This is a genomic window from Alcaligenes sp. DN25 (assembly GCF_023674485.1).
Classification (GTDB): domain Bacteria; phylum Pseudomonadota; class Gammaproteobacteria; order Burkholderiales; family Burkholderiaceae_B; genus Alcaligenes; species Alcaligenes phenolicus.
In genome coordinates this window covers 2,208,385-2,233,172 of sequence record NZ_CP098408.1, presented here as the reverse complement: position 1 = coordinate 2,233,172, position 24,788 = coordinate 2,208,385, and the positions used below count along the sequence as shown (strand labels likewise).

Genomic DNA, 24,788 nt, shown 5'->3' with positions numbered 1-24,788 from the left:
GTTCAGACGGGTCGGGGCAAACAGGGGCCAAGCGGGATCTGCGTATAGGAATGGTGGCCGGGGAGCCGTCTGGCGACTTGCTGGCGGCTCGCATCATTCAAGGGCTGCGCCAAGGCAGTCCTGGCGTGCAGGTAGAAGGCATAGGCGGCCCCGAGATGGCCGCCCAGCAATTTCACCAATACTATCCTATGGACGCCTTGACGGTATTTGGTTACGTCGAGGCGCTCAAACGTATTCCGGGTCTGGTCTCCACCTATTTGGGCATGCGCAATCAATGGTTGCGGCAGCGTCCCGATGTGTTTGTGGGTATTGATGCCCCGGACTTCAATTTGCGCCTGGAGCATCGTTTGCGTCAGGCTGGTGTGCCTACGGTGCACTTTGTGGGGCCCTCGATCTGGGCCTGGCGCTACGAGCGTATCCACAAAATCCGCGAAGCGGTTTCCCATATGCTGGTGCTGTTTCCTTTCGAGACCGAGATCTACGAAAAGGAAGGCATTCCGGTGACCTATGTGGGCCATCCCTTGGCAGCGAATATCCCTTTGCAGCCGGACAAGGCCGACGCTCGTCGTCGCCTGGGTTTGCCCGAGACGGGTCGTATTCTGGGCGTGTTGCCTGGCAGCCGCTCCTCCGAGGTCAAGATGCTGTCGCCGCGCTTCTTGCAGGCCGTACAGATTTTGCAGGACCAGGACCCGGATCTGATGATTCTGGTGCCCATGGTCAATCCCAAGCGCCGTCAGGAATTTGAAGAGGCTCTGGTTCAGCATCCTATCCGTAACTTGCACATTATTGATGCCAACACAGCGGGTATTCGTCAGCCGGATTCGGAAGGAGTGGTCCGTCCACCCGCCTGGACGGTGATGGAGGCCAGTGACGCGGTGCTGGTGGCCAGCGGTACCGCCAGCCTGGAAACGGCCTTGTACAAGCGTCCTATGGTTATTTCGTATGTGCTCAGCCCCATGATGGAGCGCATCATACGTTGGAAGTCCGGCCAGGACAGACCGTATGTGCCTTGGGTGGGCTTGCCTAATGTGCTGGCTCGCGATTTTGTCGTGCCTGAACTACTGCAAGAAGATGCCGAACCCCAGAAGCTGGCGCAAGAGTGCTGGAAAGCCTTGAGCGATCAGGAGTATGTAGCTCATATCGAGCAGGTCTTTACCGAGATGCATTTGACCTTGCGTCGGGACACCCCCGCCTTGGCGGCTGAGGTCATTTTGAATATGGCGCGTGCATGAAGCAGCTGGATTTATTAGTCAGTGATGTCTCGGCAGGTTTGGTGGCGGGGCTGGATGAAGCAGGACGTGGTCCCTTGGCCGGTCCCGTTTTTGCCGCTGCCGTTATTCTGGACCCGAACAATCCCATTGAAGGCCTAAACGACTCCAAGAAGCTGACCGCCAAGCGACGTGAAGCCCTGGCTGTGTTGATCAAGGAAAGAGCCTTAGCCTGGGAAATTGCCAGTGCTACTGTGGCAGAAATTGATGACATCAATATCTTGCACGCCGCCATGCTGGCGATGCAGCGGGCCTGTAATGGCCTGAGCGTCAAACCGGAACAAGCCTTGGTGGATGGCAATCGCATTCCAGGCGGCCTTTGTTGTCCGGCAGAGGCCATCATTAAAGGCGACGCCAGCCATGCCGCCATTGCGGCCGCATCGATTTTGGCCAAAACAGCGCGGGATGCGGTCTGCCTGGAATTGCACCGAGACTATCCTGAATACGGTTTCGACCAGCATAAAGGCTACGGGACGGCCTTGCATTTGGATCGTTTGTCCCAGCACGGACCTTGTCCCGAGCATCGTCGAAGTTTCGCGCCGGTACGCGCATCTTTAGTTAGGTAAGTTGAAGACAATGAGGCTGATTGAATCCAAAGATAATGCGCTGTTCAAACGAGTACAGCGCTTGGCTCACGATAAACGCGAGCTGGACGGGGGGGATCAGCTGATTTGGTTGGAAGGCATTCATCTGTGCCAAATGTGGCTGGAACGCCGTGGTTTGCCGGAACTGGCTGTTTTCGAGATGGACCGTCACTCCGACGAGTTGCTGGAACTGGCGCGTTTCTTGCCAGGCCATAGCAGCGTGACGTTCAATGCCACGTTGATGAATGCGGTGTCCCAAGTAGGTCAGGGGCAGGGCATAGGCTTTATTGTCCGCGTGCCTCGTGGACAGACTTGGACGGCTCCCACGAAACGCGCCATCTTGCTGGATCAGGTGCAAGATCCGGGCAATGTAGGCACGGTACTGCGCACTGCCGTAGCGGTGGGCCTGGAAGCGGTGTATCTGACACCGGGCTGTGCTAGCGTCTGGTCGCAGAAAGTGCTGCGTAGTGCGCAGGGCGCTCATTTCTCCATTCAAATCCATGAGCAGGTCGATGGCGTAGCATTGCTTGAACAAGCGGCCTTGCCGGTGCTGGTGACTTCTCTGGGCCCGGATACCCAGGACCTGTACGAGTCCAGCCTGCCAGACCAAGGGATTTGGGTTTTTGGTAATGAGGGCCAAGGTGTCAGCCCGGCCTTGCTGGCTAAGGCAAATCAACGCCTGTTTATCCCCCAGGCGCCCGGTGTTGAGTCCTTGAACGTGGCCATTGCCACCGCACTGTGCCTGTACGAGCAACGTCGTCAGCACAGCCGCTAGTTCCAGCGGCTTTATTTCACAGCATCAAGCAGAGTTAGCCTGTAAGCGCTAATTCTGTCTTGATCTGGCACTTGTCTCCACTTGTAAAATCAAGTAAATCATCTAGTAAGGCGCCTGCTTATCGGTACGCTAGTACTGAGTGCCTGGCGCAGTAGACGCTTGTCTGCTAGCGGCTCGTGCAGAGCCGTCTTTCCCTCCCTTTATCGCTGCATCGTTGTATCCGGCTGGATTCCTAATCTTTTTCAGATGAGGTCAACAATGAAACTTAGCGAATACGCGACCTATGATGCCCTGGCTCTTGCTGAGCTGGTCGCCAAGAAACAAATCAGTGTTCAAGAATTAAGCCAAGTTGGCAAAAAAGCCGTCGACACCTTGAACAGTAAAATCAATGCGGTTGTAGAGAGCTGGGACGGGGAGATTGACCCTCATGCTGACCGGGACTCCGTACTCTACGGCGTCCCGTTTTTGATTAAAGATTTGGCGATCACCATGAAGGGCAAGCGCTACGAGCTGGGCAGCAAGCTGGCGCAAGATATGGTGATGGATGCAGACAGCACCTTGATGAGCCTCTACAAGGAGGCGGGACTGGTCACGCTGGGGCGCACGACCACCTCGGAGTTCGCCATCAGTACCACGACGGAAGCGCGCTGCGTAGGCCCTACGCTGAACCCTTGGAACCCGGCTTTTAATGCTGGCGGCTCTACAGGAGGTTCGGCCGCTGCAGTGGCGGCAGGGATGGTGCCAGTGGCGCATGCAACTGACGGCGGTGGCTCTATCCGTGTCCCTGCAGCAGTGAACGGCCTGTTTGGTTTGAAGCCCACTCGGGGGCGTGTCTCCAGCGGCCCTCAGCAAGATGAAGTGTGGAGTGGTCTGCTGGCCCATCTGGGTGTCAGCCGCAGTGTGCGAGACAGTGCGGCCTTGCTGGATGCGATTAGTCGTCCCGGTATCGGCGAGCCCTATTACACCGCAGCGCCCCCGCAGAGCTTTTTATCGGCCGTCAAGAAGAATCCGGGTTCCTTGCGTATCGGCTTGATGATGGACCCGCCCAGCGGCGATAAAACCCAATCTGCCATAGCGGCCAAGGCGATTGATATGGCCTCGGTGTTGGAGTCCTTGGGCCATCAGGTGGAGCCCCTGGTGTTTGACTCCGGCGTCAGTTGGGAGGCTTTTGTGCACGCCAATGCTCAGTTCTGGAACGTGAATACGGCTGCATGGATAGACAGCATTGCAGCGGCGACAGGACGCCCGGTGAACGAGGAGTATCTGGAACAGGCCACGCTGGCGGCCTACGCCTACGGCAAGAAGATTAGCGGGATTGATATTCTGGGGGCGATTGCCGTGCGTAATACAGTTTCACGGAATTTGGGGGCGTATTTCCAGAAGTACGATGTGCTGATGACACCCACCGTGCCTACGCTGCCCATGAAGGTGGGCGAGTACAACAAGGTACAGGATCAGGTGGATGGCCTGGGCTGGATTGCCCACGTCTTCCGGCAAGCGCCTTTTGCTGCTTTGGCCAACATCAGCGGTTCGCCCTCCATGTCCGTGCCTGCTGGGCAGGATGTGGCCACCTCTTTACCCATAGGCATGATGTTTACAGCCGGCTATGGCCAGGAATGCCTTTTGTTCGGGCTGGCTGGCCAATTGGAGCAAGCCTTGCCTTGGGCCGATCAGCACCCGCAGGTTTGGGTGGGCAAGCTGGTCTAAGAGGGGGCAACAATAGGGGATGCAAGCCGGTATAGGCAAACCGACACCCGTAGAGGCGCAAGTGGATGCGCAGCAGACCTGTTACCGTACCCGCAGCAAACAAAAAGGCCTGAGCCAGGTATCACACCGGGTTCAGGCCTTGATGTTGAGGCTGTCCGAATACGCCCGAACGGGGGGCGCTTGGACCAGGAGTTCAATCCTTAGTAGGAGCGGCGGTCCAAACCGACATCATCCAGAATCTTGGTGGAGATTTCCTCGATGGATTTGGTGGTGGTGGACAGCCAAGGGATACCTTCCATACGCATCAGGCGCTCGGCTTCGGCCACTTCCATGCGGCACTGTTCGATGGTGGCGTATTTGCTACCCGGACGGCGTTCATTACGCACTTCGGACAGGCGGTCTGGATGAATGGACAGGCCAAAAATCTTTTTCCGGTAAGGAGCCAGCGTCGCGGGCAGGGTACCGCGCTGGAAATCCTCGGGAATGATGGGGTAGTTGGCGGCCTTGACGGCATACTGCATTGCCAAGTACAAGCTGGTAGGCGTTTTTCCGCAGCGTGACACACCCACCAGAATCACGTCGGCTTGTTCCAGACCATTCACGTATTGACCATCGTCGTGCGCCAGGCTGAAGTTGATGGCCTCGATACGGTTGTTGTAGCGCTTGGACATGCCACCGGAGTGCGAACGACCCACGGAACGGCTGGATTTCACCCCCAGGGCGCGTTCGATGTGTCGTACAAAGGCACCAAACAAGTCCAGGAAGGTGCAATTGGCCGCGCCAATGATGTGCGCCATCTTGGGGTCAACCAGGGTGCTGAAGACCAGAGGCTGCTGGCCCTGTTCCTGCGCGCATTGGTTGATGCGATCAGCAACAGACTGGGCTTTCTCGATGGTATCGATGAAGGGGATCCGGATGGCCTGAAATTCGAATTGAGCGAATTGCGACAGGACGGAGTTGCTGAAAGTTTCGGCGGTAATGCCCGTGCTGTCGGAAACGACAAAGACGGTACGCTCAATAGGAGAAGAAGACATGGAATAAGTCGTGCACAATGCTCGGGAAACGGTACAATTTGCAAGATTACCATTTACCGCTCGAATCGGGGGATGGAAAGGCAGGTTTGCTTAGGACAGATCACACAGACAGCGCTGCTGGGATCACTGCCTTAAGCAAACACGCTTTTTTTTCTATTCAAGGTGACTTATGTCTTACGTAATTGGTTTCGACAAGCTCCGCATGACGGACGTCGACACAGTGGGCGGTAAAAACGCTTCGCTGGGTGAAATGATCAGCCAGTTGGCTGATGCCGGTGTGCGCGTGCCAGGTGGTTTTGCCACAACAGCCGAAGCATTCCGCGTTTTCCTGAAAAACAAGGATCTGGACAAGCGCATTCAGCAGCGTCTGGACGCGCTGGACGCCGACGACGTGCGTGAACTGGCTGCTGCCGGTGCCGAAATCCGTCAGTGGATCATCGACACTCCGTTCCCAGCCGAGTTTGAACAAGCCGTACGTGACGCGTTTGCTGAGCTGGACGCCGATGGCAAAGGTTCCTTTGCCGTGCGTTCTTCCGCAACCGCCGAAGACTTGCCTGACGCTTCCTTTGCCGGTCAGCAAGAAACCTACCTGAACGTGGTGGGCATTGACGAGGTGCTGAGCAAGATTCACCACGTATTTGCTTCCCTGTACAACGACCGCGCTATTTCCTACCGCGTGCACAAGGGCTACGCCCACGCTGAAGTGGCTCTGTCCGCTGGTATCCAGCGTATGGTGCGCTCCGATAAGGGCAGCGCCGGCGTGATGTTCACCCTGGACACCGAATCGGGCTTCAAGGACGTGGTTTTCCTGACCTCCTCCTACGGCCTGGGCGAAACCGTGGTGCAAGGTTCGGTCAATCCGGACGAGTTCTACGTTTACAAGCCAACGCTGGCTTCCGGTCACTACCCCATCATCAGCCGCCGTATCGGCTCCAAGCTGATCAAGATGGAATTTGACGAAGGTCGTACCACCGATCACGCTGTACGTACCGTGGACGTGCCTGTGTCCGAGCGCAATCGTTACTCCCTGAGCGACGAAGAAGTGATCGAACTGGCTCGCTACGCCACCATTATTGAAAAACACTACCAGCGTCCCATGGACATTGAGTGGGGTCGTGATGGTATCGACGGCAAGATCTACATTCTGCAAGCCCGTCCTGAGACGGTTAAGTCCCAGCAAGGCAGCAACGATGTGCAAGAGCGTTACCGCCTGAAAGCCACCGGCGACGTGCTGGTCACAGGCCGCGCCATTGGCCAGAAGATCGGTTCGGGCAAAGTCCGTATTGTGGCGGATGCCTCCGAGATGGATCTGGTCAAACCCGGCGACGTGCTGGTGACCGACATGACGGACCCTAACTGGGAACCCATCATGAAGCTGGCTTCGGCTATTGTCACCAACCGTGGCGGCCGTACCTGCCACGCGGCGATTATTGCTCGCGAACTGGGCATCCCTGCCGTGGTCGGTTGCAACAACGCCACAGACGTGCTGAAAGAAGGCCAGGAAGTGACGGTATCGTGTGCTGAAGGCGACGAAGGCCGTATTTACGACGGTTTGCTGGAAACCGAGATCGAAGAAGTCAGCTGGGGCCAAATGCCCGAGATCGGCCTGAAAGTTATGATGAACGTGGGTAACCCACAACTGGCTTTCGACTTCTCGCAAATCCCGAACGATGGTGTGGGTCTGGCCCGTCTGGAATTCATCATCAACAACAACATCGCGATTCACCCCAAAGCCGTTCTGGACTATCCCAATGTGGATAGCGACCTGAAAAAGGCGGTGGAATCGGCGGCTCGTGGCTACGCCAGCCCACGTGCTTTCTTCGTGGAAAAACTGGCTGAAGGTATTGCGACTCTGGCCGCTTCCTTCTACCCTAAGCCCGTCATTGTGCGTTTGTCGGACTTCAAGTCCAACGAATACCGCAAACTGGTGGGTGGTTCGCGCTACGAGCCCGAGGAAGAGAACCCAATGCTGGGCTTTCGCGGTGTGGCTCGCTACCTGTCCGAAGACTTCGCAGAATGCTTCAAGATGGAATGCGAAGCCCTGAAGAAAGTGCGCGACGAAATGGGTCTGACCAACGTCGAAATCATGGTGCCATTCGTGCGTACCCTGGGTCAGGCAGAGCGTGTGGTTGAGCTGCTGGCTTCCCACGGTCTGGCTCGTGGCGAAAACGGCCTGCGCCTGATCATGATGTGCGAAGTGCCTTCCAACGCTATTTTGGCCGAGAAGTTCCTGCAGTACTTTGACGGCTTCTCCATCGGCTCCAACGACATGACTCAGCTGACCCTGGGTCTGGATCGTGACTCCGGTATGGAACTGTTGGCTGCTGACTTCGACGAGCGCGACGAAGCCGTGAAGTTCATGTTGAGCCGTGCCATCAAGGCATGTCTGGCACAAAACAAATACGTCGGTATTTGTGGCCAAGGCCCTAGCGATCACCCCGATCTGGCCAAGTGGCTGAGCGAAGAAGGCATTATTTCGCTGTCGCTGAACCCTGACACGGTTGTGGACACCTGGCAGCGTCTGGCCAAGGCCTAAGACCAAGACCTAATCCACTGCCAGGGAAACGTCTCTGGCAGTAAGCTGGTCAAGCCAGTCAAGATTCAACACCCCGACATGGAGCTTCCATGTCGGGGTGTTGTCGTTTTTGGGGCGCATCTTTTGCCAGCGCTTCTGTTCTTGCTCCTGCGCGTGCTCAGGCGATTTCGTTTTGTGGTTCTTTTAGCCTGATAGTGCGTCTATGTTGGCGTATTGGCAGGCTGGAGTCGGTGTGCGAGCTCGTACAGGTATCGCCGAGTGCTCGTGGTGTAGGGCAGTGAGAAGCACAGGTTCAATCCTGACAACCGGCACCGATCAGGGGCAGGGAGCTGGTGAAAGGTAGTGATGGGGAAAAAGGAGTCGCCGTCACCGCCCTGGATCGGGCGGCATGGATTCAGATTGTCTTGAAGGGTTCGCTGTCAGCTGTAGAGCATAAAGCCGGGAACCGTAAGGAGATGGCAATCAGCGGTTGCCGCCGATTGATGCAGCCTTAGTTTGCCGTGTCGTTTTGATAAACGTGCAGGAACATATCCAGAATATGTTCGGTTTCGCTTTGAATGTGTTCTTCGCTCCAGGGCTCCATGGCGCCCATCAGCAGGAGAACGATTTCGCCTTCGCTCAGGCAGCGGAAGTGTTCCACCATCAATGCCGGGTCCAGCTTGCGCAAGGTGCCGCGCTCGATGTGGTGGGCAAAAAAGCACTGCACGCCGTCCCAGATCTGATCATCCAGCATCTCCATGAAGCGCTTGCCGATGTCGCTATGGCCACCTACAGAGACGACGATACGTAACAACTGGGCGGTTTGCTTGGAGTAAAGATTGCGCAGCATGGGCAGCAAAAAGCGCTTCAGTTCTTCGCGAATATCGCCTTCGCAGTCCAGCTTGGTCAAGACCTGTTCGGTAAAGTCCTGGGCGCCTGTCAGCAAGACAGCCAGCAAGAGGTCTTCTTTGGACGGGAAGTAGTTGTAGAGTGTGCCCTTGGAGCCGCCTGCCAATGCAGCGATTTGGGACATGGATGTGGCCTCAAAACCATTCTCGCGAAAAACCTCGGAAGCCACTTCCAGGATTTTGTCGCGGCGTTCGCGCCCTTTTCGAGTCGCGCGTTGGGATTTTCGGGGAACATCGTCGTGCATAATGGCAGGCAAAAAATAAGTGAATAGGACAAAGTCAGCATCATACCGTATCAATAGCTGCTGTGCTGTTGCTCTATTTCGATCGTTAAGGGCAAGCAAGACCAAACCCCTTGATTTTACGACATGCACTGCTGCTGGACCTATTTGTTTGCGCCAGTCTTTGATCTAAGGCCTATTAAAGCGCAAAAGAGCCACATATTCGGGTGGTAGCGCAGGCCGGCGCTTCTGGGCGCGCCTGGCGGCGTCTACAGATCGCTATAGTCCTTATCTGTTTTGATTTAAAGTATAAGGCGGCGGTTCTGATACTCTCTTTGCTCAAGACAAGTCCCAAGGAGTTCTGGATGTCTACTACGCAGTCGTATCAAGTGGTGATCGTGGGGGGCGGGGCAGGTGGCCTGGAGCTGGCTGCCAAATTAGGACGTCAGTTCGGGCGTCAGCATATCTTTCTGGTCGACAAAGACAGTGACCATATCTGGAAACCGTCCTTGCACGAGGTTGCCGCCGGCACCTTGGATATTCACCGCGAAGGGCTGTCATATTTCATGCTGGCACGAGACTGTGGTTTCACTTTTATTCAAGGTGAAATGACCGGTATAAATCGCGAGCAGCGCAGCATTACGCTGGCTCCTGTCCTGGGGCCCGATCATGAAGAAGTCTTTCCGGAACGCAGCCTGTCCTATGGCACCCTGGTGATGGCCGTGGGTAGCAAATCCAATTTTTTCAATACGCCTGGCACCCATGAACACGCGCTGGCCTTGGACTCGACCCATCAGGCAGAGCGTTTCCGTTTGAAATTGCTCAATGAACTGATCAGTGTGACACGCCGCGCGCAGCGTGAACCGGGGGCACCGCTGTACATCAATATTGTCGGGGGCGGGGCAACGGGGGTGGAACTGGCTGCCGAGTTGCTGGAAGCCCGTGCTGATTTAAGCATTTACAGCATTCCGGGCAGCAGTTCGGACCGCGAAGTGCGCATTACCTTGCTGGAAGGCGCCGATCGCATTCTGTCTGCTCTGCCGCCCAAGCTGTCCGCTACCGCTCAAAGTCTGCTGGAGCAGCGTGGCGTAGCGGTACGGACCTCGGTGCGGGTCAGCCGTCTGGCGGCGGACCACATCGAGGATGCGAACGGTGGTCAATATCCCAACGATTTGTGCGTTTGGGCGGCGGGGATTGAAGCCCCTGCCTTTTTGGGCCAGTTGGGTTTGCCCGTCAACCGCATCAATCAGCTGGTGCTGGATTCCTGTCTGTCCACACCCGATCCCTATATCTGGGCCTTGGGCGACTGCGCACAAGTGCCCTGGGACAAGGAAGGTCAGTTCCTGCCTGCACGTGCCCAGGTCGCGCACCAGCAAGCCAGTTACTTGCGCAAACGTCTGGCCGCTCGCATCCAGGGCAAGCCTGTGGATGAAGCACCCTTTGTCTATAAGGATTACGGCTCGCTGGTTTCCGTGGGCCACAGCCGTGGGGTAGGGAGCCTGATGGGGGTCTTGTCCGGCAAGAGCTGGTTTGTGGAAGGTTTGCTGGCTCGCATCATGTACATGAGTCTGCACCTGATGCACCACATGGCGATTTTAGGGGTTGCGCGAACGGCAACCTTGGCTTTGGGCCGCTTGCTCAGCAAACGGGCCGCCCCTCGTGTTAAATTACATTGAGATTTGGAACAAAACGGGCTTTTTAGCCCGTTTTATTCATTCGTCTTACGGCGGGTGTCGTGTTTCATCAAGCGTTCTTGTTCGCGCTTCCAGTCTTTGTCGCGGGAAACATCGCGTTTATCGTGCAGTTTTTTACCGCGTCCCAGACCGAAGTCCAGCTTGATACGACCTTTCTTGTAGTGGAGGTTCAGGGGAACCAGGGCGTAACCTCGTTGTTCAACCTTGCCGATCAGCTTGCTGATTTCTTCGGCTTTGAGCAGCAGTTTACGTGTACGAGTGGCATCGGGCCGGATATGAGTGGACGCTGTCGGCAAAGCGCTGACGTGCATTCCTAAAATAAACAGCTCGCCCTCGCGTACGATGACATAGCTTTCTTTGAGCTGAACATGCCCAGCTCGGATCGCCTTGACCTCCCAACCCTCCAAGACCAGACCGGCCTCAAAGCGCTCTTCGATAAAATATTCGTGGGTAGCCTTGCGATTATCAACAATACTCATGAATTAATTGCCAACCATAGATTGTAAAATCAGAACATTCTATCTATTAACCAGACCTGATGCATACAGTAAAACGCTCCGTCCTCCTTCCTTATAGCTGCGAACAGATGTTTGACCTGGTTGCAGAGGTGGAAAAATACCCTGAATTCATGCCGTGGTGTGGTGGCGCCAGTGTCAACCAGCGTGACGAAAAGGGGATGGAAGCCTCGGTTACCATCAGCATTGCGGGTATTCGTCAAACCTTCACCACACGTAACGAACACGATTATCCCAATCGGATTGTCTTGCGCCTGGTCAAAGGGCCTTTCTCGGCCTTGACGGGGGATTGGCAGTTTACTCCTTTGGGCGAAGACGGTTGCAAGATCGTGTTCACCATGGAGTACGAGTTCTCCAGCCGCGCGCTGGAAATGGTAGTCGGTCCCATTTTTAACCGCGTTGCCAACAGCTTTATCGACTCCTTCACCCGCCGTGCCCAAGAGGTCTACGGTGACTGAATTATCCGTCAGCGTGATTGTGGCTACCCAGGCGCAGGTCTGGAAAGCCGCCCTGCATTTGCCTGCGGGCAGTTGTGTGCGTGATGCCCTGTTAAAAGCTGGCATTGCCGAAGGCCTGCGTGAATGCGGCTTGCCGCCGCTGGACGATGAACAGGGCCTGGACGCGCTGCACGTCGGTGTCTACGGCCAGCGCTGCCAGCTGGACCAACTCTTGCAGGATCAGGACAGGGTAGAAGTCTATCGCGAGCTGGTCTTTGACCCCATGGATTCCCGCCGTCGCCGTTATGCGCACAAGCTGGCCGCCCGCGCTGCCGCCAGACCTCGCCGCAAACCCGCCCGCACCTAGTTTTTCTGCGCCTGATCATCAGGCCGCTACTTTCAGCTAGACTGTCGCCTCCTGCCTTGCACTGCCCCCTATGAAACGGCTGATTGTCATCAGCACGACAACTAAAGGGGGCGGCACGCATTATGGTGGGTGAAAATAAGGAGACAGACATGATACTGACTGACGATCAGAACGCTTTTGCGCAAGCGGCTCGCGAGTTCGCACAAGGGGAACTGGCACCGCATGCGGCACGTTGGGATGAGGAGCAGATTTTCCCGATCGAGGCGTTCCGTAAAGCCGGTGAGTTGGGTTTTTGTGGCTTGTATGCCCCGGAATCCATCGGCGGCCTGGGCCTGGGGCGTCTGGAATCCAGCCTGGTGTTCGAAGAAATGGCGGCAGTTGATCCCTCGACCACCGCGTTTCTGACTATCCACAATATGGTTGCCTGGATGGTCGGCACCTGGGGTACGGACGAGGTCAAATCCCAATGGGGCGAGCTGCTGAGCAGCGGCCAGAAACTGGGCTCTTACTGTTTGACCGAACCGGGCGCAGGCTCGGATGCTGCCTCGCTGCGGACACGTGCCGAGCGTGATGGCGACGACTACCTGATCAGCGGTAGCAAAGCCTTTATCTCCGGTGCCGGGGACACGGACTTGTTGGTGGTTATGGCTCGTACCGGCGGGGACGGCGCAAAGGGGATTTCCGCTTTTGCCGTACCTGCCGATGCCGCTGGTATCACTTACGGTCGTAAAGAATTGAAGATGGGCTGGAATAGTCAGTCCACACGGGGCATTACCTTTGAGCGCGTACGCGTTCCTGCCTCGGCCATGCTGGGCCAGGAGGGCGAGGGCTTCAAACTGGCCATGAAGGGCCTGGACGGTGGGCGCATCAATATTGCCTGCTGCTCGGTAGGAGCCGCCCAGGGGGCTTATGATGCTGCCCGCCAATATATGCAGGAGCGCCGCCAGTTCGGCAGGCATCTGGACCAGTTCCAGGCTCTGCAGTTCAAATTGTCCGATATTCTGACCAGCGTGGTTGCTGCCCGCCAAATGGTACGTTTGGCCGCTTCGCACCTGGACGCCGGTAGCAATCAGGCCAGCACCTACTGCGCCATGGCAAAGCGTATGGCCACGGATCTGGGTTTTCAGGCTTGCGTGGATGCACAACAGCTCTTTGGCGGTTATGGTTACCTGAAGGATTATCCTGTTGAGCGACTGGTGCGCGATACTCGGGTGCACCAGATTCTGGAAGGCACAAACGAGATCATGCGTGTCATCATTGCACGACAAATCATTGATCTTGGAGCTGATATTCGATGACGGATTCTGTTTTGTTTGATCGCCTGCCCGGCCAGAACGGAAAGGCGATTGGTGTTGCTACGCTGAACCGCCCGCAAGCCCTGAATGGGCTTAATTTGGAAATGTGCCAGCTGCTGTTCAAGCAGTTTCAGGAATGGGCGCGGGATTCCAGTATTGCCATGATCGTGTTGCATGGCGCCGGAGAAAAGGCCCTGTGTGCCGGGGGCGATCTGCATTCCCTGTATGCCTCCATGCAAAAGAATCAGGGTGGTTCGGCCTGGGATAACGAGTACGCCCGCGAATTCTTCGATGTGGAATACCGCCTGGATTATCTGATCCATACCTTCCCTAAACCAATTTTGTGCTGGGGTGACGGTATTGTGATGGGTGGGGGCGTGGGCTTGTTCAACGGTGCCAGCCATCGTGTGGTGACCGATACCACGCGTTTTGCCATGCCCGAGATCTCCATTGGCCTGTTCCCCGATGTAGGTGGCACCTGGATGCTGTCACATCTGCCTGCGGGTATCGGCCATTTCCTGGCACTGAGCGGCGCCCAAATCAACGCCTCGGATTGCTTGTTCCTGGGCTTGGCCGATGCCTACTTGCCACGGGTGCATTTCGATGCCTTGCTCAAGGCCTTGCAAGCCACGAACTGGTCTGATGAACGCGCCGCTTGTGACAGCAGCCTGCATCAGGTCCTGCGTGGTCTGGCAGAGGGTGCTCGCCCCGATACCGGCCCGCTGGAGCAAAACTACGCCATGCTGCGTGATGTCTGCGCCAGTCGCGAGTTTGAACGCATTACACAGGCTTTGCAGCAGTGGCAGGACAGTGCCGACCCCTGGCTGTCCCGTGCCGCACAGACCTTCGCCAAAGGTGCTCCAGGTTCGGCTCGTTTGTCCTTTGAACTGCTGGAGCGTGTACACCACCTGTCTTTGGCTGATGTCTTCCGCCTGGAATACATTGTGTCGCTGCAATGTGGCGTACAGGGTGACTTCCAGGAAGGCATACGCGCACTGCTGATTGATAAAGACAAACAGCCACGCTGGAATCCGGCCTCGCTGGAACAGGCTGATGCCCGCTGGGTGGAACGTTTTTTTGTTCCCGCCTGGCCCGCAGAAACGACTCATCCCTTGGCTGACCTGTGATCCAGGCAGACCGCTGCGGCGCCTGACGGCGCCGTTTTCATAATGACGAGGAGACAAAATGAGTAACACGATTGCATTTATCGGGCTGGGCCATATGGGCAAACCCATGGCGCTGAATCTGCTCAAAGCCGGCCATAGCCTGAAGGTCTTTGACCTGAATGCAGAAGCCATGAAGGAGCTGCAGGCAGCGGGAGCGCAAGTGGGCGAGTCGGCGGTGCAGATCGCCAAAGACGCGCAGATGGTCTTTACCATGCTGCCTGCTGGCCGCCACGTTCGTCAGGTTTACGAGGGCGAGAACGGCTTGTTGCATGCCGTGGCCCCCGGCACAGTGCTGGTCGATTGCAGCACGATTGATGCTTCAACCAGCCAGGATCTGGCGGCCAAGGCGGCCAAGCTGGGTCTGTTGATGCTGGATGCGCCTGTTTCCGGTGGTACTGGTGGCGCAATGGCCGGCACCTTGACCTTTATGGTCGGGGGCGAGGATCCAGCGCTGGAAAAGGCGCGTCCTTACCTGGAAGCCATGGGCAAGAACATTTTTCATGCTGGTAAAGCCGGTGCGGGCCAGGTTGCCAAGATTTGCAACAATATGCTCTTGGGGATTTTGATGGCAGGTACCGCCGAGGCCCTGGCTCTGGGCGTTGCTCACGGTCTGGACCCGGCAGTGCTATCGTCCATCATGGCGCGCAGCTCCGGCCGTAACTGGGCGACCGAGCTGTACAACCCCTGGCCTGGCGTGATGCCGGATGTACCGGCTTCGCGTGATTATCAGGGTGGGTTTGCAACAGGTTTGATGCTGAAAGACCTGGGTTTGGCGGCCGATGCAGCCGTGAGCCAAAACAGTGCGACACCCTTAGGCGAACTGGCCCGTAACCTGTTCGCCTTGCATGCCGCACAGGGTCAGAATGCAGGGCTGGATTTCTCCAGCATTCTTAATTTGTACCGTCAGAAGAGCTAAGTTCTGGCAGAGCGTAGGGCAGGGGCTGCAATTCCAGCGCCTGTCCTTGCTCCAGTTGAAACTGGCCTTGTTCCAGGTCCGCCAGTACCACTTCCATCAAGACATACAGACGCTGCTGCTCGGCTTGCCAGGCGCGGTTGATAATGCGCGCAGCGGCAACCGGCTCTGCATCTTGAGAGACCAGGAACACATCGGCGGCTTCTTGCACCTGTGGTGCCGTGTCCAGAATGGCGCTGCGGGCGGCCATCATGCGGCGCTTGATCGTGCCTCGATAGTGGCTGCGTGCCACCACTTCCTGGCCGGGATAGCAGCCTTTCTTGAAGTTGATGCCGTCGATCAGGTCCAGGTTCAGAGTCTGGGGAATGAACAGATCCTGCGTGTCGGCGCTGATCCAGGGCAGGCCCGCCAAAATATCCGCCGTTTCCCAACGACCCTCAGAAGCCTGAGCGTTCGTATCCTGCTGGGGAGAAATCCGCCAGTAGCGATTCAAGCCTTCCAGCTCGCCGGGGGCTTGGATTAAGGTGTCGTCACCATCGCGCTGCAAATTCCAGACCGCTTGGGCAGCGGATTGATCCGCTACACCGTAAACCTGCAACTCGGCCAGACTGATCGTCACTTTGCTGCGCAGCACGAACATGCGCAGGCGCTTGATCAGGGCCTCGCTCAGGTCACGGCGCACCAGGGCATAGACGGTCTCGTCCTGTTCACGCCACAAGACCATGGTCGCCAAACTGCGACCTTTGGCGGTGCAATAGGCCGCGATGCAGGCGCGGTCGGCTGCCAGATGCTCCAAGTCATTGCTGACTTGAGCATGGAGAAAGGACACGGCATCGGCTCCCTGAAACTGGAGGACGCACAAATCAGGCAGGGCGAAAGAGGAGGGGGCTGGCATTCCGGTCATGGCTGAGCGAAAAAAATAAATTTAAACATCAATGATACCGTGTGTGAGGCCGGTTTCAGGGGCATATCCCCGCTGGGATCAGGGCATGAGCTGGATAGCGCAATCCGGTAGCGCGGGCCTGTCCCGGTTTCTGTGTTTGACTGTGACACATATTCAGGAATATGCCGCCTTATTCTGATTACAATAGCGCTCGCATGAAAAAAACTGTCAAGATCTTCTTTGCCCTGTTGGGCCTTCTGGTGGTCGTCGCCTGTGTGATAGCGGGTGGCGCCTGGTATTGGGCCAAGAAGCAGCCCGTGACGATGAGTGCTGAACGCATCGACTATGTGGTGCCTGCAGGCTCTGGCCCCCGTGCGATTGCACGCAGCATGCAGCAGGCCGGGATCGGTATCCAGGAAGATGCTTTTGTCTGGATGGCGCGTTTCTCTGGCCTGGATACCTCCTTGCAAGCGGGGGCTTACGAGGCCGTGCGTGGTGATACGCCATGGATGGTGATGGAGCGCATGTCCAGCGGCAATATGCTGCAAACCCGCCTGACCATTCCTGAAGGCTGGACCTATCAACGCATTCGCGAGACGTTGGCGAGCAATCCCCAGGTTCGCCAAACCTTGAGTGATGTCAGTGATGCAGACTTGCTGCAGCGTTTTGGCTTGAACGCTGTACATCCTGAAGGTCTGTTCTATCCCGACACCTACGTTTTTGTACCGGGTACTGCAGATGTGGATATCCTGCGGCGCGGGTTTCAGGCTCAGCAGGAACTGCTGGAACAGCTATGGGCGGACCGGGATGCGGATTTGCCCTTGAAGACGCCATACGAGGCCTTGATCATGGCTTCTATCGTGGAGCGTGAGACAGGCCACAGTCAGGATCGAGCGCGTGTGGCCGGGGTGTTCATGAACCGTTTGCGCGTAGGCATGCCATTGCAGACAGACCCAACGGTTATTTACGGCATGGGTTCAGCCTATGACGGCCGTATTCGCAAGCGCGATTTGACGACGGATACCCCCTGGAACACGTACACGCGCAATGGATTGCCTCCCACGCCGATAGCCAGTCCTGGCAAGGCTTCCTTGATGGCGACTTTGCATCCCGAAAAGCATGATTTCTATTATTTTGTATCGCGTGGCGATGGAACCAGCGAGTTCTCGACGAATCTGTCTGCACATAACCGGGCCGTCGCCAAATATATTCTGAAACGCTAAACCATTCAGGCCCTATCAGGGGCCTGAATGGTTTTTGGGGGCGGTTTGGTGACACTTGGACGGCTGAGCGCTATCCAAGGCCAGGGAGTCAAAGCTTCAAGCCGTGCCGTTGCGTGAAGCCCGTCCACAAATCATGGACCTTGCTGGCCAGTTCTTCCAGGCCTGCGTCATTGCGAATCAGATAGTCCTGGGGGGCGCGTTCTACACCCCATTCGGAAGAGTGCTGGCTGATCACTGGATTGCCAGGGCGTTCGATATGCCAGATTTCCCCACCATGTTCACGGATGAAATTGGCCTCGTTTTCGTAACGAATGTCTTTAATCAGCAGACAACGGGCCTGACTCATATCAGGAAGCTGGTGGCTGGGCAGGAACAGGGGCAAGGTTTGGCGACGGTGCTCGTAATCCGGGTATTCGGCCAGAACCTGATTGCGTAGATGTTCGGCCGCCTGACGCGGACTCAAACCCCAAAAGGCATCCACATTATCCGCCCGCTCATCATCCAGGTGCTCAGGCACCATGCCGTAAATCGCGGCCAGAGCCAGCGCCCAGACCGAGTAGTTCTGAATGCTTCTGGCAAGGGGGGAGCCCGGTCCAAACTCCAGCACATGTTGGGCGCGGCGTAGCCAATGATCGGGATCGCGCTGGCGCATCCAGTCCGTTCCCAGTAGCTGGAAACACTGTCTGGGGGAGCGCTGCCAAAGGGCAATAGGCACTTCTTTCAGGCTGTCGTCTGTCCAGGCTTGGGCTGGACTTAGGCCAAACAGCACTTCACAGCCCATTTTCACGGGGTCGGCCAGGGCATAAGCGGCCAATAAAGGGTTTTGTGCCAGTAGTAGATTGGCGACGGTATCTTTGCCTGAACGCGCTTTGGCGGCCAGCCCGATCAATAAGCTCACTTCATCATCCTTGGTAGTGGAGCAGGCATTTTACCGGTTCATATTACAATGTGCGCTGAGCTGTTCAAGCGGGGGCGATTGCCTGGTCTTTCCTGCGTGAATCAGGCCTTTTGATGTGCAACCTTGAGGCAATACGGTGTCTGATAGTTTGACTTTTCTACCTTGGCAAATCGCGACCGCCCAAAATTGGCTGGGCAATCAGGAGCGTTTTGCCCATGCCTGGCTGATCCACGGTCTGCCGGGCATCGGCAAGACGCGATTCGCCCGTGCGGCCGCCGCCAGTTTATTGTGCGACCAGCCGGTGCAGGGTCTGGCTTGTGGCCACTGTCAGGCCTGTCAGTGGGTGCGGGGGGGAAATCACCCGGACTTGCGCCTGCTGCGCCCGGATGCGGTTGCGCTGGAAGAGCAGGGGCCAGACACCCAGGAAGGGGACTTGGCCAAAGACTCGGCTGCCCGTAAAAATCCTTCCCGGGAAATCCGGGTGGAGCAATTACGCCAGTTGCAGCACTGGTTCAATACGGCCACTCATAGAGGCGGGTGGCGAGTGGCGGTGCTTTATCCGGCTCAGGCTCTGAATCTGGTATCGGCCAATGCCTTGCTGAAGGTGCTGGAAGAACCTGCGGACCGCACAGTTTTTCTGCTGGTAGCCGATGCGCCAGATCGGCTGTTGCCTACACTGGTATCGCGTTGCCGCCGTTTGCCTTTGCCCGCACCTGATGCTCAGCAATCGGTGCAGTGGCTGGAGCAACAAGGGGTGGATCAAGCCTCGGACTGGTTGGCTGCCTGGGGTGGTGCTCCACTAAAAGCGTTAAGCGCCAGCCAGGATATGAATGCACCGTGCCCAGATTGGTTAAGCGTCTGGATGGATGGGGTATTGAAAGCAGGCCGTGAGGCGGATTTGTCCTTGGCCGATACGCTGGAAAAACTGCCTGCTCAAGAGTGGATTGACCATTGGCAACGCTTGTTTGTCGATATTCAGCTGGGTGGTTTTGCCCAACCGGCGCGTTACTATCCTTCCCTGCAAAAGCGCATTGATGCCTTGGCAGCCCAATCCAACACCACAGCGGTGACGGAAGCCCTGAAGTGGCTGGTGCAGCAAAAGCGGCTGGGGAATCATCCGCTCAATGCTAAATTGTTTATTCATCATGCCCTGGACCGTTTGCACCAGGCATGTCGTCGTGTTTAAAAAAGTACCGTCTAATCATGTTTGTTGATTCGCATTGCCATCTTAATTTCCCTGAACTTGCTGAAAATCTGGACGACATCCTGGACAAGATGCGCCAGAACCAGGTGGGCTGTGCGCTGGTGGTCAGCGTGGATATGGACGACTGGCCCGGTTTGATGGAGCTGGTGCGTCCCCACGGCCATTTGTTTGCCTCGGTTGGCGTGCATCCGGATTATGAGAAAGTCACCGAGCCTACCGTCCAGGAGCTGATCAAACATGCTCAAGATCCCAAAGTGGTGGCTATTGGCGAAACGGGTCTGGACTATTACCGCTTGCAAGAGCCCCTGGATTGGCAGCGTGAGCGTTTCCGCACCCACATCCGTGCCAGTCGCGAGTCGGGCCTGCCTTTGATCATCCATACTCGCTCGGCCAGTGAGGACACCATTGCCATCATGCGTGAAGAGCAGGCGCAGATTGCCGGGGGCGTGATGCACTGTTTCACTGAAACTTGGGAAGTGGCACAAGCGGCCTTGGATCTGAATTTCTACATTTCCTTCTCCGGGATTGTGACCTTCAAGAACGCTACCCAGCTGCAGGATGTGGCGCAACGCGTGCCGCTGGATCGTCTGCTGATCGAAACGGACTCGCCGTTTTTGGCTCCTGTGCCGTATCGAGGCAAAACCAATGATCCTTCCCTGGTCATTCATGTGGCTGAGAAAATTGCGGAGCTTCGTGGGATCTCGGTGAAGGAAGTGGAAGAGGCTAGCGCAGAGAATTTCTTCAAATTATTCAGTAAGGTATAGCTTTAAGTTAATCTCGTTTAGAGGTTCTGGTAAGGCTTTTGTGACTGTTTGAGCCAAGATTCAGGATCTTGCACAAGGGCGGTTTAAAGTTGATTTAAAACTTTAAGAAGATGATTTAAGTATTTGATTTTAAGCGTAAAAATAGAATTTTATGGTGTTTTCTCCGTCTTTCGGGCTTGGTTGGGATTCACTTAAAATATTCAATTTTTGTTAGTAATCAAAGATTTATTGATTATTCTTAAACCTGTTTATAGTTAAATGCTTCCTGCTTGGATAGAGAGAAGCAATTTCTGAAGCGGCATCTATCTGTACTTTCATAACCTGATAAAGCACTTTATGAAAAGGATTTAATAGCATGATTTTTAAAAGAAAAATACCCAATAAAACCATCCTTTCTGTGGTGCTTCCTTTGGCCTTTCTGCTGTCAGCCCCTGTGTCGGCGCAGGAACCGGAGCTTGAAAGCCGAAATTGGTATTTGGCGCTGGAAAATGACCGACCCAACATCATCGAGCAGGAGTTCATCAAGGGGGCGAACCCCAACGCAGTCGATTCCAAGGGCAATCCTTCCTTGATGCTGGCGATCCGCAACAAGTCCTGGAAAGTGGTGGACACTTTGCTGGCTAACCGACAAACCAATGTGAACATCGAGAACGAGGCCCGCGAAACTCCCATGATGTATCTGGCCCTGATGGGGGAGACCGCTCGTTTGCGTGATCTGCAAGCACGAGGGGGGCAGGTGAATCGGGTGGGCTGGTCACCTTTGCACTATGCCGCTTCCAAAGGACATGAAGAGACGGTGCGCTATCTGCTGTCTCAGAAAGCGATTGTGAATGCACCTGCACCAGACGGGACCAGCCCCTTGATGATGGCTGCCTTGTCGGGCAAACGGGCTGTAGTCGATGTGTTATTGGCAGCGGGTGCTGATCCGAGTATGCAAAATGCCCAAGGCCTGAGTCCGGCAGACTGGGCTCGTTCGGCCAATCATGAACAATTGGCCAGTTATCTGGATCAAGCTGTCGCTCGTAAAGCGGCCGCTGCACCAGCCGCAGCGGGGACTTACTCCGGTGGAGCGGTAGAGACTTATGGTGTGCCAGAGCGGGTAGAGCAGCCTGATTTGAATCGGGTGCAAACGGTGACGGTAGAGCCCGAGCCAGCTCCTGCAGAAGACAGCTCCAGTTCGAAACCTGCTTCGTCCAGCAGTACCAGTCGCTATTTTGACCTGGATCGTTTCGACAAGCCTGTACAGCCTTAAGTCTGGGGGCAGGATGTAAAAAGGAGCCTTGAGGGCTCCTTTTTTGTTACGGCAATAATCGGGAATGGTTGTAGTGATACTGACGTCCTGCACTGCGTTCGCAGCTGTGGTGACTCAGTATTTCTACAGGCAGGAAACCAAAACCCTTTTTATCTATTGCCGCTTAATTGCCCTTTTCTTGCGCCTTGGCCATATGGGAGGCATGCACAAAGGTCTGGAAACCTTGAAGGTAGTTGCTGAGCATTTTCTGGATATTCTCATCTTGCAGTTTGCCTTCCGCATCAAAGGAATTCTGCGCACGAGATACCAGCAACGAGCCGCCGCTGTATAGGGACACACCCAGCATTTTCAGCGTAGGTAACCAGGCTGCCTGGGAGGAGATCGTGCCAAAGCCCCCCATGGAAGCGCCAATCAGCCCGGTGATACGGCCCGAGAAGATGGCTTTCATGTCTGTGCGAGACAGCCAGTCGATTCCGTTCTTGAATACGCCGGGTACGCCATTGTTGTATTCCGGGGTAACCAGCAAGAGAGCATCGGCGTTCAGGATCTTTTCTTTCAAGGCCAGTACGGCTTCTGGAATGCCGTCCTTGCTTTCGAGATCGCCGTCATACAGGGGGATGCCGTGTAGGGTGGCGACTTCAATCTCCATGCCTTGGGGAGCCAGGGCTTGAGCGGCGTGTGCCAAAGCGGTGTTGAAGGAGCTTTGGCGCAGGCTGCCTGATAAAGCCAGAACGCGGCAAGGGCCGGACAGATTCACCACGCCAGTCGTTTGACGCAGGGCCTTGCTTAACTGGTCAATGATCTGGATCCATTCCGGGGAATCCTGGAGTCGTTTTTCCCGAATGAACTCGGCTTGAGACTCGTTCCAGAAGGGAGCGTCAGCCAGCAGCACGTCATTAGGCAAAGGGCGGTGTTTTTCCAGAAAGCTGGCAATCGCCTCGGGGGTGTTGGGCAGACCCAGTTGAGCAAACAGGTCGTGAAAGCGGAACAAGTTATCAGACATGGTGGTAGGGGAGCTTGGAAGAGGGGATGATCGGACGCTAAGGACGGGCGTGGCTCCAGCATGTATGGCTAAAGGCTCCGGGCTTTGAGTAGCGCACAAAAAAACACTGTTTTTATTAACAGGCAGCCTGATATACGCTGCCTGTCTATTTACGGTGACCCAAACGCTTAATTGGCGGGCAGGTAGTCAGGACGCAGAATGCCACGCAGTTCCGAGTAGGGCAGCAGTAACTCTGGCTGACCGAAGGAATACGGGGCGACCTCGTACGGGTTGTACTTCACCAGCAAGCCCTGATCGGTCAGAGCAATGTTCTGGGCGGGCTGGAAGGGCCACATTCTGTCCCAACCGGCTCGGTCTTCACGTGCTTCACTCAGGCTGGAAACCCAGTTGTTGTGCGCATGGCGTACCAGTTCCTGGAAAGGCTTGATCTTGCCGGGGGCAATAATGCGGTCCAGAGGTAAAGCTGTCTTCAGGCGATTGTCCCAGTTGATGAACTGGGTTGCTGTAATGCCGTGGGCCGCACCCGTCATGTAGATGCCCGAACTTAGCTCGACGACCGTCAGATCCCGGTTACGGTAGCGCGTACGGGCGGATAAATGTACTTCGTCACGATTATTGGCGGTAGCCCAGTAGTAGTTCTCGAATTCCTTCAAACCGCGATAGCCAGGATGGCGGTCAGAGATAACCGTCATATGAGCCAGGCTTTCATCGACCAGTTTGGTCAGCTCGGCATTGCCGGGGAAAATCAGAGATTTCACTTCCAGGCGCGGGCATTCACCGGTACAGCCTGGTTTGACGTGCTTGTAGTCCAAGGGCTGGGTAAAAACGCCATCTTTTTCAGTTTGATCCTGGGTTTGCGTTGGAATCAGGGAGATATTGCTGGGCGTGCTGGAACACGCAGACAGAGCCATGGCTGTCAGGCCAATAAGCAGCAGCTGATAGGGGCGCTGTAAGGTCATGGGATCGTAGTCCTATCGGATGGTTTTAGAATCTTGGCCAAAGAGGATTTGACGGGCCTTGTCGTCATGGACGGGCGAGCCGGGGTTGATCTGTTCGACCAAGGCATAGGCACGCTCAGTTGCGGGACGCGCGCCAATACGCTCAAACCAACGCTTCAGATGTGGGAAGTCGTCCAGATTCTGGTTTTGACGCTGGTGGGAGACAATCCAGGGGTAGCTGGCCATATCGGCAATGGAGTAGTCCCCAGCAATAAAGTCGCGCTGCTCCAGATGTTTGTTCAGCACGCCGTAGAGACGGCCAGTCTCACGCACATAGCGGTCGATCGCGTACTCGATTTTGACGGGTGCATAGACATTGAAATGGTGGTTCTGGCCTGCCATGGGGCCCAGGCCACCCATTTGCCAGTACAGCCACTGCAAGGTTTCGGTACGCACTCGCAAATCGGTCGACAGGAACTGGCCGGTTTTTTCTGCCAGATATTGCAGGATGGCGCCGGACTCGAACAGGGAGATAGGTTCGCCACCGTCTTGCGGAGCCTGGTCAACAATGGCGGGAATGCGGTTATTGGGGGCGATACGCAGGAATTCAGGTTTGAATTGATCGCCTTGGCCAATATTGATGGGGTGGATGGTGTATGGCAGACCGGACTCTTCCAGAAACATCGTGATTTTATGTCCGTTGGGAGTGGTCCAGTAATACAGGTCGATCATGTGTTCTCCTGGCTAAGTGAAGACGCTGGCCTGTCTGCAGCAAGCTACCCAGATGACGTATCCGGCGGCGCTGGGCTACTATTGTTCGCCTGAATACGGTTTATAGGAAGTCAAAGACTGTCATGAGCAAAATCTATCATAATCCGCGCTGCAGCACTTCGCGTAATGCCCTGGCCATGATGCGTGAAAAAGGTCTGGAACCCGAGATCATCGAGTACCTGAAAACACCTTTGTCACGCAGTGAACTCAAAGCGCTGATTGCGGCAACGGGCTTGACGGTACGCGAGGCCATGCGCAGCAAAGAGGCTGTTTACAGCGAGCTGAACCTGGGCAATCCCGATCTGAGCGACGAGGACTTGCTGGCAGCGATTGAAGCCAATCCTGTTTTGTTGAACCGTCCTATCGTGGTGACAGAAAAAGGGACGCGTCTGGCGCGTCCCCTGGAAGTGGTTCAGGAAATCCTTTAAACAGACTTCCTGAGTAGCGAGTGCT

The 24,788-nt window shown here is 55.9% G+C and carries 24 protein-coding genes; 16 read left to right on the top strand and 8 right to left on the bottom strand.

The window, feature by feature from the left end; all coding sequences use genetic code 11:
* The first annotated feature begins 50 nt into the window (after positions 1-50).
* The 4 genes from lpxB (at position 51) to NBV64_RS10435 (ending at position 4,334) form a co-directional block, all read left to right on the top strand.
* Entirely contained in the window at positions 51-1,232 is a 1,182-nt protein-coding gene (gene lpxB / locus NBV64_RS10450) for a lipid-A-disaccharide synthase (RefSeq protein ID WP_250757231.1), read from the top strand.
* The gene (gene rnhB / locus NBV64_RS10445) at positions 1,229-1,834 is read left to right on the top strand and encodes a ribonuclease HII (protein ID WP_009454127.1); all 606 of its coding nucleotides are present in this window, start codon (positions 1,229-1,231) and stop codon (positions 1,832-1,834) included. Before lpxB ends, rnhB begins: the two co-directional genes overlap by 4 nt.
* Positions 1,835-1,844: 10 nt before the next feature.
* The gene (locus NBV64_RS10440) at positions 1,845-2,627 is read left to right on the top strand and encodes a TrmH family RNA methyltransferase (protein WP_009454126.1); all 783 of its coding nucleotides are present in this window, start codon (positions 1,845-1,847) and stop codon (positions 2,625-2,627) included.
* A gap of 258 nt (positions 2,628-2,885) precedes the next feature.
* Positions 2,886-4,334, top strand: coding sequence for an amidase (locus NBV64_RS10435; protein ID WP_021446559.1), 1,449 nt, complete (start codon positions 2,886-2,888; stop codon positions 4,332-4,334).
* A 200-nt stretch (positions 4,335-4,534) separates the two neighbouring features.
* Here the strand turns inward: NBV64_RS10435 and ppsR are convergent, their stop codons facing one another.
* Entirely contained in the window at positions 4,535-5,368 is an 834-nt protein-coding gene (gene ppsR, locus NBV64_RS10430; RefSeq protein WP_009454124.1) for a posphoenolpyruvate synthetase regulatory kinase/phosphorylase PpsR, read from the bottom strand.
* Positions 5,369-5,537: 169 nt separating this feature from the next.
* Between ppsR and ppsA the strand changes: the two genes are divergently transcribed.
* Positions 5,538-7,904: a phosphoenolpyruvate synthase gene (gene ppsA / locus NBV64_RS10425; RefSeq protein WP_021446560.1), complete on the top strand. Its 2,367-nt coding sequence runs from the start codon at positions 5,538-5,540 to the stop codon at positions 7,902-7,904.
* Between the two features lie 490 nt (positions 7,905-8,394).
* On the opposite strand, the gene NBV64_RS10420 is transcribed toward ppsA, so the two are convergent.
* Positions 8,395-9,036 (bottom strand): TetR/AcrR family transcriptional regulator, encoded by a 642-nt coding sequence (locus NBV64_RS10420; protein ID WP_235484220.1) that lies wholly within the window; start codon positions 9,034-9,036, stop codon positions 8,395-8,397.
* Between the two features lie 341 nt (positions 9,037-9,377).
* Here NBV64_RS10420 and NBV64_RS10415 point away from each other — a divergent pair, with 341 nt between their 5' ends.
* Complete coding sequence (locus NBV64_RS10415; protein WP_250755728.1) at positions 9,378-10,688, top strand: NAD(P)/FAD-dependent oxidoreductase; 1,311 nt, start codon at positions 9,378-9,380, stop codon at positions 10,686-10,688.
* A gap of 32 nt (positions 10,689-10,720) precedes the next feature.
* Here the strand turns inward: NBV64_RS10415 and smpB are convergent, their stop codons facing one another.
* Entirely contained in the window at positions 10,721-11,185 is a 465-nt protein-coding gene (smpB, locus tag NBV64_RS10410; protein ID WP_003799781.1) for an SsrA-binding protein SmpB, read from the bottom strand.
* Positions 11,186-11,244: 59 nt separating this feature from the next.
* Here smpB and NBV64_RS10405 point away from each other — a divergent pair, with 59 nt between their 5' ends.
* From NBV64_RS10405 to mmsB, 5 genes are all read left to right on the top strand, one after another.
* Positions 11,245-11,679 (top strand): type II toxin-antitoxin system RatA family toxin, encoded by a 435-nt coding sequence (locus tag NBV64_RS10405; RefSeq protein ID WP_009454121.1) that lies wholly within the window; start codon positions 11,245-11,247, stop codon positions 11,677-11,679.
* Positions 11,672-12,025, top strand: coding sequence for an RnfH family protein (locus NBV64_RS10400; RefSeq protein WP_009454120.1), 354 nt, complete (start codon positions 11,672-11,674; stop codon positions 12,023-12,025). The genes NBV64_RS10405 and NBV64_RS10400 overlap by 8 nt, the downstream gene beginning before the upstream one ends.
* Positions 12,026-12,174: 149 nt before the next feature.
* Entirely contained in the window at positions 12,175-13,323 is a 1,149-nt protein-coding gene (locus tag NBV64_RS10395; protein WP_250755726.1) for an acyl-CoA dehydrogenase family protein, read from the top strand.
* On the top strand, positions 13,320-14,447 hold the full coding sequence (locus NBV64_RS10390; protein WP_250755724.1) for an enoyl-CoA hydratase/isomerase family protein: 1,128 nt from the start codon (positions 13,320-13,322) through the stop codon (positions 14,445-14,447). The genes NBV64_RS10395 and NBV64_RS10390 overlap by 4 nt, the downstream gene beginning before the upstream one ends.
* Positions 14,448-14,505: 58 nt before the next feature.
* Positions 14,506-15,402 carry a 3-hydroxyisobutyrate dehydrogenase gene (mmsB, locus tag NBV64_RS10385; protein WP_250755722.1) on the top strand — a complete coding sequence of 299 codons (897 nt, stop codon included), beginning with the start codon at positions 14,506-14,508 and terminating at the stop codon, positions 15,400-15,402.
* On the opposite strand, the gene ygfZ is transcribed toward mmsB, so the two are convergent.
* Entirely contained in the window at positions 15,377-16,228 is an 852-nt protein-coding gene (ygfZ, locus tag NBV64_RS10380) for a CAF17-like 4Fe-4S cluster assembly/insertion protein YgfZ (protein ID WP_250755720.1), read from the bottom strand. The genes mmsB and ygfZ overlap by 26 nt on opposite strands.
* Positions 16,229-16,497: 269 nt before the next feature.
* On the opposite strand from ygfZ, the gene mltG reads away from it, so the two are divergent.
* The gene (gene mltG, locus NBV64_RS10375) at positions 16,498-17,505 is read left to right on the top strand and encodes an endolytic transglycosylase MltG (RefSeq protein WP_250755718.1); all 1,008 of its coding nucleotides are present in this window, start codon (positions 16,498-16,500) and stop codon (positions 17,503-17,505) included.
* Between the two features lie 88 nt (positions 17,506-17,593).
* On the opposite strand, the gene NBV64_RS10370 is transcribed toward mltG, so the two are convergent.
* Complete coding sequence (locus tag NBV64_RS10370) at positions 17,594-18,403, bottom strand: deoxynucleotide monophosphate kinase family protein (protein WP_250755717.1); 810 nt, start codon at positions 18,401-18,403, stop codon at positions 17,594-17,596.
* A gap of 136 nt (positions 18,404-18,539) precedes the next feature.
* Here NBV64_RS10370 and holB point away from each other — a divergent pair, with 136 nt between their 5' ends.
* The 3 genes from holB to NBV64_RS10355 all read left to right on the top strand — a co-directional run bounded on the left by holB (position 18,540) and on the right by NBV64_RS10355 (position 21,623).
* Complete coding sequence (gene holB, locus NBV64_RS10365) at positions 18,540-19,589, top strand: DNA polymerase III subunit delta' (protein ID WP_250755716.1); 1,050 nt, start codon at positions 18,540-18,542, stop codon at positions 19,587-19,589.
* Positions 19,590-19,606: 17 nt separating this feature from the next.
* Entirely contained in the window at positions 19,607-20,371 is a 765-nt protein-coding gene (locus tag NBV64_RS10360) for a TatD family hydrolase (RefSeq protein WP_250755714.1), read from the top strand.
* 355 nt (positions 20,372-20,726) lie between these two features.
* Positions 20,727-21,623: an ankyrin repeat domain-containing protein gene (locus NBV64_RS10355; protein WP_250755713.1), complete on the top strand. Its 897-nt coding sequence runs from the start codon at positions 20,727-20,729 to the stop codon at positions 21,621-21,623.
* A gap of 163 nt (positions 21,624-21,786) precedes the next feature.
* Here NBV64_RS10355 and NBV64_RS10350 read toward each other — a convergent pair whose 3' ends face one another.
* The 3 genes from NBV64_RS10350 to NBV64_RS10335 form a co-directional block, all read right to left on the bottom strand.
* The gene (locus NBV64_RS10350; RefSeq protein ID WP_342466580.1) at positions 21,787-22,626 is read right to left on the bottom strand and encodes a DUF2789 family protein; all 840 of its coding nucleotides are present in this window, start codon (positions 22,624-22,626) and stop codon (positions 21,787-21,789) included.
* A gap of 167 nt (positions 22,627-22,793) precedes the next feature.
* Positions 22,794-23,585 carry an RsiV family protein gene (locus NBV64_RS10340; RefSeq protein ID WP_009454108.1) on the bottom strand — a complete coding sequence of 264 codons (792 nt, stop codon included), beginning with the start codon at positions 23,583-23,585 and terminating at the stop codon, positions 22,794-22,796.
* Positions 23,586-23,597: 12 nt separating this feature from the next.
* The gene (locus tag NBV64_RS10335; RefSeq protein WP_009454096.1) at positions 23,598-24,296 is read right to left on the bottom strand and encodes a glutathione binding-like protein; all 699 of its coding nucleotides are present in this window, start codon (positions 24,294-24,296) and stop codon (positions 23,598-23,600) included.
* A gap of 122 nt (positions 24,297-24,418) precedes the next feature.
* Here NBV64_RS10335 and arsC point away from each other — a divergent pair, with 122 nt between their 5' ends.
* Complete coding sequence (gene arsC / locus NBV64_RS10330) at positions 24,419-24,763, top strand: arsenate reductase (glutaredoxin) (RefSeq protein ID WP_009454095.1); 345 nt, start codon at positions 24,419-24,421, stop codon at positions 24,761-24,763.
* The last annotated feature ends 25 nt before the right edge of the window (positions 24,764-24,788 follow it).

Coding starts and splice junctions, on each gene's coding strand:
- lpxB (WP_250757231.1), top strand. CDS start 51: ATGGTGGCCGGGGAGCCGTCTGGCGACTTGCTGGCGGCTCGCATCATT.
- rnhB (WP_009454127.1), top strand. CDS start 1,229: ATGAAGCAGCTGGATTTATTAGTCAGTGATGTCTCGGCAGGTTTGGTG.
- NBV64_RS10440 (WP_009454126.1), top strand. CDS start 1,845: ATGAGGCTGATTGAATCCAAAGATAATGCGCTGTTCAAACGAGTACAG.
- NBV64_RS10435 (WP_021446559.1), top strand. CDS start 2,886: ATGAAACTTAGCGAATACGCGACCTATGATGCCCTGGCTCTTGCTGAG.
- ppsR (WP_009454124.1), bottom strand. CDS start 5,368: ATGTCTTCTTCTCCTATTGAGCGTACCGTCTTTGTCGTTTCCGACAGC.
- ppsA (WP_021446560.1), top strand. CDS start 5,538: ATGTCTTACGTAATTGGTTTCGACAAGCTCCGCATGACGGACGTCGAC.
- NBV64_RS10420 (WP_235484220.1), bottom strand. CDS start 9,036: ATGCACGACGATGTTCCCCGAAAATCCCAACGCGCGACTCGAAAAGGG.
- NBV64_RS10415 (WP_250755728.1), top strand. CDS start 9,378: ATGTCTACTACGCAGTCGTATCAAGTGGTGATCGTGGGGGGCGGGGCA.
- smpB (WP_003799781.1), bottom strand. CDS start 11,185: ATGAGTATTGTTGATAATCGCAAGGCTACCCACGAATATTTTATCGAA.
- NBV64_RS10405 (WP_009454121.1), top strand. CDS start 11,245: ATGCATACAGTAAAACGCTCCGTCCTCCTTCCTTATAGCTGCGAACAG.
- NBV64_RS10395 (WP_250755726.1), top strand. CDS start 12,175: ATGATACTGACTGACGATCAGAACGCTTTTGCGCAAGCGGCTCGCGAG.
- NBV64_RS10390 (WP_250755724.1), top strand. CDS start 13,320: ATGACGGATTCTGTTTTGTTTGATCGCCTGCCCGGCCAGAACGGAAAG.
- mmsB (WP_250755722.1), top strand. CDS start 14,506: ATGAGTAACACGATTGCATTTATCGGGCTGGGCCATATGGGCAAACCC.
- mltG (WP_250755718.1), top strand. CDS start 16,498: ATGAAAAAAACTGTCAAGATCTTCTTTGCCCTGTTGGGCCTTCTGGTG.
- NBV64_RS10360 (WP_250755714.1), top strand. CDS start 19,607: ATGTTTGTTGATTCGCATTGCCATCTTAATTTCCCTGAACTTGCTGAA.
- NBV64_RS10355 (WP_250755713.1), top strand. CDS start 20,727: ATGATTTTTAAAAGAAAAATACCCAATAAAACCATCCTTTCTGTGGTG.
- NBV64_RS10350 (WP_342466580.1), bottom strand. CDS start 22,626: ATGTCTGATAACTTGTTCCGCTTTCACGACCTGTTTGCTCAACTGGGT.
- NBV64_RS10340 (WP_009454108.1), bottom strand. CDS start 23,585: ATGACCTTACAGCGCCCCTATCAGCTGCTGCTTATTGGCCTGACAGCC.
- NBV64_RS10335 (WP_009454096.1), bottom strand. CDS start 24,296: ATGATCGACCTGTATTACTGGACCACTCCCAACGGACATAAAATCACG.
- arsC (WP_009454095.1), top strand. CDS start 24,419: ATGAGCAAAATCTATCATAATCCGCGCTGCAGCACTTCGCGTAATGCC.